The 2,290-nt window shown below is 37.8% G+C and carries 3 protein-coding genes; all 3 read left to right on the forward strand.

Translation table 11 applies throughout. From position 1 onward, the window contains the following. Nucleotides 1–531, forward strand: a 531-nt coding sequence (locus tag AC4MRQ_RS25620; RefSeq protein WP_491200577.1) for a polysaccharide deacetylase family protein, incomplete at its 5' end; no start/stop codon positions are given. Continuing rightward, entirely contained in the window at nucleotides 515–1,657 is a 1,143-nt protein-coding gene (locus AC4MRQ_RS25625) for a glycosyltransferase family 4 protein (protein WP_491200578.1), read from the forward strand. The genes AC4MRQ_RS25620 and AC4MRQ_RS25625, both read left to right, overlap by 17 nt. A gap of 6 nt (nucleotides 1,658–1,663) precedes the next feature. After that, a partial coding sequence (locus AC4MRQ_RS25630; protein ID WP_491200579.1) for a lipopolysaccharide biosynthesis protein occupies nucleotides 1,664–2,290 on the forward strand: 627 nt, incomplete at its 3' end.

The raw sequence follows: 2,290 nt of genomic DNA on the forward strand, positions 1-2,290 counted from the left end.
AATAAAATCAGGAAGCTCAAAAATCAGGGTCTTATTTCTGATCAGGAATTAAATAAAGTGTTTATGAAAGGTGGCATTGATGTAGTTTCTTATCTAGAGGATAAGGTACTTTCATGGGAAGAAATAGGTTTATTGGCTTCACACCCATTGGTGACAATTGGGGCACATACACTGTCTCATTTACCTTTAAAGGTATTAGATGAAAGGTCATTAAAGCAGGAAATACAAAGTTCAAAGCAGAACCTGGAAAAAGCAATTGGCAAAGATGTTAATCACTTTGCCTATCCTTTTGGCAGTCCGGCGGAGTTGGGGAAACGGGAAATAGAACTGGTCGAACAGCTTCACTTTAAAACGGCTGTTACAACCAGTTTGGGAAATATTCATCCGGTACATGAGCAACAATTATTCTGTTTGCCACGAATAACCATCAATTCATTAACCACGCAAAAAGTGCTTAAGGCACAACTTTCAGGTGTTTTACCTATGATTCAAAATAAATTTAAGCGATCAACCATTGAACAGTTCAAGTAAACATATCGATCATAGACCGTCCATCGCCGTTATTGGATTAAAAGGATTACCTGCTTTTGGAGGTGCTGCCACTGTTGGACAAAGCTTAATTACGGAGTTGCATAAAAAATACCGTTTCACAGTATTTTCGGTTAAAAGTCATGCTCAAAAAGATTTTACTTTGGGCGATGTAAAGCAGGTTATTTTACCTGGTTGCCCATGGAAAAAGCTTAATGTGCTAACACATTATATCCATGCAATGCTACTGGTGCTTTTTAGTAGGCGAGAGAAATTTGATATGGTGCATCTGCATCATACCGATGCAGCATTTATAGCACCAGTTTTACGATTACGATACAAGGTTGTTATTACATCACATGGTCGGCCTCAGGATGGAGGTAAATGGTCAGCATTAGTCAACCTGTTTTTTAAGATTAATGAGCGAATAGCTGTTTATTCGGCAAGTATATTCACATCCGTTTCCAAAAGTTTAAATGAGTTTTACAGGCAGCGGTACAATATTTCAGTTCGCTATATACCCAATGGAATCAATACTCAAATCAAAGAGCAGGTTGTTCCGATGCATCATGAATCGCCTTATATATTATTTAGTGCCGGGCGAATTATCCCAATCAAAGGGCTGCACCTGCTAATTGATGCCCTAAAACAAATAGATTATAGAGGAAAGCTAAAAGTAGCAGGCAATATTGACCAGCTTCCGGATTATAAGAAAAGGATATTAAACCAGTCGAAAGGGGTGAATATTGAATTTCTTGGACTGATAAAAGACAGAGCAACATTATTAAGCTATGTAGAATCTGCCACGTTTTTTGTAATGCCTTCCTTATATGAAGCAATGTCGATTATGCTACTGGAAGCAGGGTTAATGAAAACTCCAATGATTGTTAGTGATATTGAGGCAAACACCAATGTGTTTGATAATGAAGAGGTGCTTTTTTTTAAGAATGAAAATGTCGATCATCTGGCAGAAAGACTGAAATTGGCAATGACAGATACAGAAGGTATGCAACATCGGGCAGAATTGGCTTATCGCAAGCTGTTGAAAGAGTACCAGTGGAAAAATATTGCCGTCCAATATGAAGAAATTTATAACAGCTTGATAGCAAATAATAACAGGCACACATAAGCATTTATGGAGTCACGAAAGAGGGTACTAGTTGAAAATACCATTTGGGTATACATTGCCAAAATAGTTGTGCAATCACTGGGTTTTATTGCATCAGTAATGGTATTGAGAGAATTGCCTGTTGATGTATATGGTACCTATTTTTTCCTTTTTGGCTTATTCACCCTTTATCAGTTGTTGATTACAAGCCCGTTGCGACATGTGATCATAAGGTTTGTGCCAGAACTCGTAAGTTCAGTTACACAAAAAACAATACTAAGGTTCTTTAGTGGATATTTTGTCGTAGCCTTCGCTATGGTTGTAATATTAACGCTTTTACTATGGTACTTTCGGGTAGCATTTGGTGATTTCTTTAATATACCGGAAGTAGAGCAATACTTTGTTGTCTTCATGGTTTTCGTGTTTTGTTATGCGATGAAGGTATTGACTGAGATCGTTCTAAGTGCTTTCCTGCTGCATCGTTTAATAGCCTCCTTGAATATTGTTGTCGTTGTAATACGAACTTGTGCTTATTTTCTGTTACTAAAGAGCCTGACAGTTGAACTACTTCTTGTTATAGAAGCCGGGTTGGCAGTATTGTACTTCTTGCTGGCGTTGGTTGGAGGGCGCAAATCTGACAAGAAAGCATTAAAA

It is taken from the genome of Carboxylicivirga sp., assembly GCF_982718395.1.